This is a genomic window from Sphingomonas sp. Leaf412, assembly GCF_001425405.1.
Lineage (GTDB): Bacteria > Pseudomonadota > Alphaproteobacteria > Sphingomonadales > Sphingomonadaceae > Sphingomonas.
Genome location: NZ_LMQP01000003.1, coordinates 1,189,330 through 1,195,677 on the forward strand (window position 1 = coordinate 1,189,330; position 6,348 = coordinate 1,195,677).

The following is a 6,348-nucleotide window of genomic DNA, read 5'->3' on the forward strand; positions in this document are numbered from 1 at the left end:
GACTTCGCTCAGGGCGAACGGGAGGCAGGTTGTCAGAACCGCACGCGCACCGTGCCGCCATAGGTCCGCGGCGCACCCAGGAACGCGCCGTACGTGCCGCTCTGCAACGGCTGGTCGACGACGACCTGGTAATATTCCGAATCGGTCAGGTTCTGCGCCCACACCTCGATCGACCACGCATCAGACTGCGGGCCCAGGCCCAGCCGCGCGTTGAGCAGCGCGAACGGCTGTTGCACCTTCAGCGGATCGAGGTTCGAACCGGTGTTGTAGGCCGACGTCCACTTCACCGACGCGCTCGCCGACACGTCCAGCGTCTCGGTCACCGGCTGACGCGAGGTGAAGCCGCCGGTCACGTTCCACTTCGCCGCATAGGGCAGCGTGTTTCCCGACAATCGCGGGCTGATGCCCGCCGGCGGAGCGAAGTCGCCGAACTTGGTGTCGGCATAGGTGACGCCGCCGTTCAGCGACAGGCCCTGGATCCCGGTGTTCCACAGGATGTCGAAATCGACGCCCTTCGACACGACCTCGGGGATCGAGGCCACGAGGAAGCTGATCCCGGTGTAGGTGTTGAGCTGGAAATCCGTATATTTCTGGTAGAAGCCCGCGATGTTGGCCAGCACGCGGCGGTCGAACAACGTGGTCTTGGTCCCGACCTCATACGCCTCGACCTTCTCCGTCGCGAACGACGTATCGGGATTGAACCGGCCAGGCGCGAAGCGCGCGCGGTCGAGGTTGAAGCCGCCCGACTTGAAGCCGTTGGCATAGGAGCCATAGGCCATGACCTGCGGAGAGAAGCGATATTGCAGCTTCGCCGACCCGGCCCAGCGGTTTTCCGGCCGACGCTGCGTCGCGGACACGTCGTTGAAGGCGGGATCGACGGTCGGCGCGCACAGGGCGCCGACGATCGCGGCGCGGGAGGCGGCGGGATAGAAGGTCGCGCGGGCCAGCGCCGCGGCGCAGGCGTTGCCGGGCGCGGTGTTGGTGTACCGCGAGCTGACCCGCTTCACCTCATCCGAATAACGGATGCCCAGCGTCAGATCGAGGCCCTCGGCCAGCGTGACCGTGTTGTCGGTGAAGAACGCCAGCGACGAGCTGCGATGCGTGTGGAAATCCGCCGCGCCCTGGTTGGCGAGATAATTCTGCCCGACCGGGATGCCGGTCAACGCGGACACGAAATTGGGGCTCGGTGCCCCGCTCGACGCCGACAGCAGGTAACCGAAATAGCTTTCGTAGGCGGAGCCGAGCAGCGTGACCGGGTCCGACTGCAAGCGTTCGTTCGCATAGAACACGCCGACCAGCGAGTTCAGCCGCTCGCTGTTGTAGGCGACGCGGAATTCCTGCGAGAAGACGTTGAAGACGTTCCGGTTCTGGATCGGGCGGTACCAGATGTCGGCGGACGAGAAGTCGAGGTCCGCGCCGTTGGCGGCGTCGTTGACGCGCCACGCACTGATCGACGTGGCGGAGAAGCCGCCGCCGATGTCGTAATCGGCCTGCATCGACGCGCCGTAATCCTCGACCTTCGTCTGCGAATCGCGGTTGGCGAAAGCGACGCGGCTGAACGGCTGGCGCGTGCGCAGCAGGCCGGCATCGGGCGCCAGCAGGTCGACGAACGCCGCGGTGGGGCCGGGAATGCTGACGGTGTTGACGCAGCAATTCTCGTCGCGGTTGGTGTAATCGCCGATCACGCGGATATCGAGGCCGTCGATCGGGCGGAACAGGATCTGCCCGCGCAGCGAGTAATAATCCTCGTCGCCGTCGCGATCCTCGATCCGCGGACCCGCGCCGCGGTTGATCCGCATGAATCCGTCGCGCTGGCGCTTCAGGGCGAACACCCGCGCGGCAAGCACGTCGTCGATCAGGCCGAAGGTGGCACTGCCCGACACCGAATATTGGTTGTAATTGCCGTAGCTGCCGACGAACTCCGCCGACGGAGTGAAGCTTGGCGCCGCGGTGACGACGTTGATGACGCCCGCCGACATGTTCTTGCCGAACAGCGTCGATTGCGGCCCCTTCAGCACTTCGATCCGCTGCATCTCGCCCAGGTCGCCGAACGCGACCGAGGAACGCGCGCGATAGACGCCGTCGATGACGGTGCCGACCGAACTTTCCAGGCCGGGATTGTCGCCGACCGTGCCGACGCCGCGGATGCGGATCGACGTCTGCGCCGTGCTGGTCGACGACGTGACGTTCAGGCCGGGGGTGATGGTTTGCAGGTCCTTCAGGTCGCGGACGCCCGCGTTCGTCAGCTGCTCCTGGCTGAGCACGGACACCACGACGGGCACGTCCTGCAACGACTGTTCGCGCTTCTGCGCGGTGACGACGATATCGTCGATCCCGCCCTGCGCGCTGTCGGTGCCGTCGGGTGCGGTGGTGGCGGCGCCGGGTGCGGACGGCGTGGCGGGCACGTCCTGCGCCTCGGCCTGGCCGCGCGTGGCGTTCGCCGCGTCCTGTGCCCAGGCGGGTGCCGCCAGGCTGATCGCGATCGCAAGCGCCGATGCGTGAAGGATCGTCATCGTCCTCTCCCTGAATGTCGTAAGCCCCGCCGGCCGTTGCCGGTCCGCACCGCCTTTACGCGCGCGATTAAATCTTGTCCACGGGGTCGCGCGACGACGCGGTCACGACCGTTGCTCCCGCAACACACTGCGCGTCAGCAGCGCCTCGATATGATCGGCGTAGCGCCGCGCCAGCCGGTCGTCGATCGTGCCGATTCCGAACGCCCATTTCAACGAGTGGCGGGCGTAGAACAGGTGATCGCACGCGCCGATCAGCGAGAAGTAGAACAGCATCGGGTCGATGTCGCGGAACGTCTTCTCGACCAGCCCCTGCGCCAGGATCGCGGCCTGCGCGGTGGCGATCGGACGGGTGAACCGTTCCGACATGAAGCGCGCGGTCTCGCTGTCCGTCTCCACCGCCAGCGCGCCGATCAGGCGGTTCATGTACGGATAGCGGTGATAGATGCGGATAACGCCGCGGATATGGCGCCGGAGCTTCTCCACTGCGGGCAGGTCCGCCGCCACGAGCGCCTCCAGCGCGGGCAACGTCTGGCCCGCGTCGCGTTCCAGCAACGCGCGGAACAGTCCCGTCTTGCCCCCGAAGCGATAGTGGATCAGCGCCGAATTGAGCCCGGAACGCTCCGCGATGTCGGCGAAGGTGATGTCGATCGAATTGCGCTCGGCCATCAGCGCACTTGCGGTGTCGAGCAGCACGTCCGCCGAATTGCGGCCGCGCTCCGCGACCGCGCCCCTGGTCCTGGGCATCGCTCCTCCCCTGCCGGGCCCGCCGTGCGGTGCCCTTTCGCGCCGGCGATCATAGGACCGCGACGCGCGGGACGGCAATGGACGATTACGTGCGCGATTAACCCAACGTGCGGATGATGCCCGAAAAATCGGTCGTTCCTTGCCCGTCGGCCACGAACGCCTCGTACAATTCCCGCGCCCGCGCGCCCATCGGCACCTGCGCGCCGACATCCTCCGCCGCCGCGACCGCCAGGCGCAGGTCCTTCAGCATCAGCGCCGCCGCGAACCCGCCCTGATAGCCGTTGTCGGCGGGCGTGGTCGGCCCCACGCCGGGCACGGGGCAGTAACTGGTCATCGACCAGCTCTGTCCAGACGACACGCTGGCGATGTCGTAGAAGGACCGCGCATCCAGTCCCAGCTTCTCCGCCAGCGCGAACGCCTCGCACGTCGCCACCATCGTGGCGCCCAGGATCATGTTGTTGCACATCTTCGCCGCCTGTCCCGCGCCGCTCGCCCCGGCGCGGATCACCGCCTTGCCCATCTGCGACAGGAACGGTTCGGCCAATGCGAAGCCGTCGTCGGTTCCCCCGACCATGAAGGTCAGCGTCCCTGCGTTAGCCGCCGCGATCCCGCCGGAGACGGGCGCGTCGACCGCCTGCAACCCGCGCGCCTGCGCCGCCTGCGCCACCGATCGCGCGGTGGCGACGTCGATCGTCGAACAATCGATCAGGATCGCGCCCGGCGGCGTGCCGCCCAGCGCGTCGGCATATACGTGCGCCACATGCGTCCCCGCGGGCAGCATGGTCACGACCGCCTCTGCGCCGTCCGCCGCCGCAGCGGCACTGTCCGCACGGCGGCATCCCGCGGCCTCGGCGCGCGACAGCGCCTCCTCGCTCAGGTCGAATGCAGCGACGTCATGCCCCGCCTTCGCCAGGTTCGCGGCCATGCCGCCGCCCATGTTGCCCAGCCCGATGAAACCGACGCGTGCCATGATCCTGCTCCTGAAACGTATCTCCCCGTCAGGGGAGCGAAGATTAGCTATTTGCCCGTCCACTTCCCCGGACGCTTCTCGACGAAGGCCGCCATGCCCTCGGTCTGGTCCGCGGTGCCGAACAGGCCGTGGAACAGGCGCCGTTCGAAATTCACGCCCTGCGCCAGGCCCGTCTCGAACGCGGCGTTGACCATTTCCTTGTTCGCCATGACCGCCAGCGGCGCCATGCCCGCGATCGTCGCGGCGGTCTTCACCGCCTCCGCGACCAGATCCGCGGCGGGGACGATCCGGCTGACGAGGCCCGCGCGCTCCGCCTCGTCCGCGTCCATCATGCGGCCGGTCAGGCACATCTCCATCGCCTTCGCCTTGCCCACCGCGCGGGTCAGGCGCTGCGACCCGCCCATGCCGGGGCTGACCGCCAGCTTGATCTCCGGCTGCCCGAACTTCGCGTTGTCCGCGGCCAGGATGAAGTCGCACATCATCGCCAGTTCGCACCCGCCGCCCAGCGCATATCCCGCGACCGCGGCGATCACGGGCTTGCGCGTCTGCGTCAGCCGTTCGTAGCCGCCGAAGAAATTGCTGCCGTACATGTCGGCGAACCCCTGTGCCGACATCTCCTTGATATCCGCGCCAGCGGCGAACGCCTTCTCGCTGCCGGTCAGCACCGCGCACCCCTGCGACGGATCGGCGTCGAAGTCGGCGAAGGCGGCGAGCAGGTCGGCAAGGACCTGGCTGTTCAACGCGTTGAGCGCCTGCGGGCGGTTGAGCGTCACGAGCGTGACGGCGTCGCGCCGTTCGACGAGGATGGTTTCGTAGTTGGGCATGTCGTCCTCCATTGTGCTCCCGCGAAGGCGGGAGCCCAGTCTGGGTCCCCGCCTTCGCGGGGACATAAGGTTAGTCGTGCGGCGTCCACGCCTCCGCCTCGGGCAACGGCGCGAAGATCTGGTCGATGACGTGGTCGCTGACGCCCTCGGGCGTCGCGGGGTCCCACTTCGGCGCATTGTCCTTGTCGACGATGACCGCGCGGACGCCCTCCAGGAAATCATGCCGCTGCACGACGCGGGCGCCGACGGCATATTCCTGCTTCATCTCGTCCGCGAAGCTGGCCATGCCCGCGCCGTCCTTCAGCAGCTTCAGCGACACCTTCATCGTCTGCGGCGACTTGGTCCGCAGCGTCGCCAGCGTGTCGCGCGCGAAGTCGGTGTCGTCGTCCGCCAGCGCGGCGAACACGTCCTCCAGCCGGTCCGACGCGAACAGGCGGTCGATGTCTCCCCGCCGGTCGAGGATCGCGGCCGCGGGCGGCTCGACTGCCAGTTCGTCGAGCACGCCGTGCTCCGCCAGCCGCGCCTTCGCCTCTTCCAGCGCGGACGCGGGCAGGTAATGCGTCGCCAGCCCGAGCGCGAAACATTCCGCCCCGTCGATCCGCGCGCCGGTCAGCGCCAGATACTGGCCGATGCGACCCGGCAATCGCGACAGATACCAGCCCCCGCCGACATCAGGGAACAGGCCGATCCCCGTTTCGGGCATCGCCAGCCGCGTATTCTCCGTCGCGACGCGATAGCGGCACGGCTGGCTTATCCCCACACCGCCGCCCATCGTGATCCCGTCCATGAACGCGACGATGTCCTTGGCGTAGGTGAACAGGCGATGGTTCATGCGATATTCGGTGTGGAAGAACCGGCGCGCCTCGACGCCGTCCTTCGCGCCGCTGTCCGCCAGCATGCGGATGTCGCCACCTGCGCAGAAGCCGCGACCCTCGGCGTGATCGATGGCGATGACGCGGACGCCGTCGTCGGTGCGCCACCGTTCCAGCGCGTCGAGCACGCCGTCGCACATCGCGGTGGTCAGCGCGTGGATCGCCTTCGGTCGGTTCAGGCGGATGCGCCCGATCGGCCCTTCTGTGGTGACGATGAGTTCTTGGGTCACGGGACCTCCTTTTGTGTCCCCGCGAAGGCGGGGACCCAGTCTGGACTCCCGCCTTCGCGGGAGCACAACGACGCTATTGCCGCAACAGGTCGCGGCCCACGATCATCCGCATCACCTGGTTCGTTCCCTCCAGGATCGAATGGACGCGCAGGTCGCGCCAGAAGCGCTCGATGGGATAGTCGCGCAGATAGCCGT

General features: G+C 67.7%; 6 protein-coding genes. All 6 read right to left on the minus strand.

All coding sequences use genetic code 11. The annotated features are described in order from the left end of the window. Window positions 1-32 precede the first annotated feature (32 nt). Entirely contained in the window at window positions 33-2,513 is a 2,481-nt protein-coding gene (locus ASG29_RS12870) for a TonB-dependent receptor (protein WP_055984558.1), read from the minus strand. A 102-nt stretch (window positions 2,514-2,615) separates the two neighbouring features. Beyond that, the gene (locus ASG29_RS12875; RefSeq protein WP_055984560.1) at window positions 2,616-3,257 is read right to left on the minus strand and encodes a TetR family transcriptional regulator; all 642 of its coding nucleotides are present in this window, start codon (window positions 3,255-3,257) and stop codon (window positions 2,616-2,618) included. Window positions 3,258-3,354: 97 nt separating this feature from the next. Next, complete coding sequence (mmsB, locus tag ASG29_RS12880; RefSeq protein WP_055984564.1) at window positions 3,355-4,227, minus strand: 3-hydroxyisobutyrate dehydrogenase; 873 nt, start codon at window positions 4,225-4,227, stop codon at window positions 3,355-3,357. Between the two features lie 47 nt (window positions 4,228-4,274). Continuing rightward, the gene (locus ASG29_RS12885; protein WP_055985619.1) at window positions 4,275-5,051 is read right to left on the minus strand and encodes an enoyl-CoA hydratase; all 777 of its coding nucleotides are present in this window, start codon (window positions 5,049-5,051) and stop codon (window positions 4,275-4,277) included. A gap of 70 nt (window positions 5,052-5,121) precedes the next feature. Next, window positions 5,122-6,153 (minus strand): enoyl-CoA hydratase/isomerase family protein, encoded by a 1,032-nt coding sequence (locus ASG29_RS12890; protein WP_055984567.1) that lies wholly within the window; start codon window positions 6,151-6,153, stop codon window positions 5,122-5,124. Window positions 6,154-6,226: 73 nt separating this feature from the next. Further along, a complete protein-coding gene (locus ASG29_RS17600; protein WP_414884736.1) occupies window positions 6,227-6,340 on the minus strand; it encodes an acyl-CoA dehydrogenase family protein in 114 nt (37 codons plus the stop codon). Between the last annotated feature and the right edge of the window lie 8 nt (window positions 6,341-6,348).

Excerpts from the sequence above, each read along its gene's own strand:
- ASG29_RS12870 (WP_055984558.1), bottom strand. The coding sequence starts at position 2,513 with ATGACGATCCTTCACGCATCGGCGCTTGCGATCGCGATCAGCCTGGCG.
- mmsB (WP_055984564.1), bottom strand. The coding sequence starts at position 4,227 with ATGGCACGCGTCGGTTTCATCGGGCTGGGCAACATGGGCGGCGGCATG.
- ASG29_RS12885 (WP_055985619.1), bottom strand. The coding sequence starts at position 5,051 with ATGCCCAACTACGAAACCATCCTCGTCGAACGGCGCGACGCCGTCACG.
- ASG29_RS12875 (WP_055984560.1), bottom strand. The coding sequence starts at position 3,257 with ATGCCCAGGACCAGGGGCGCGGTCGCGGAGCGCGGCCGCAATTCGGCG.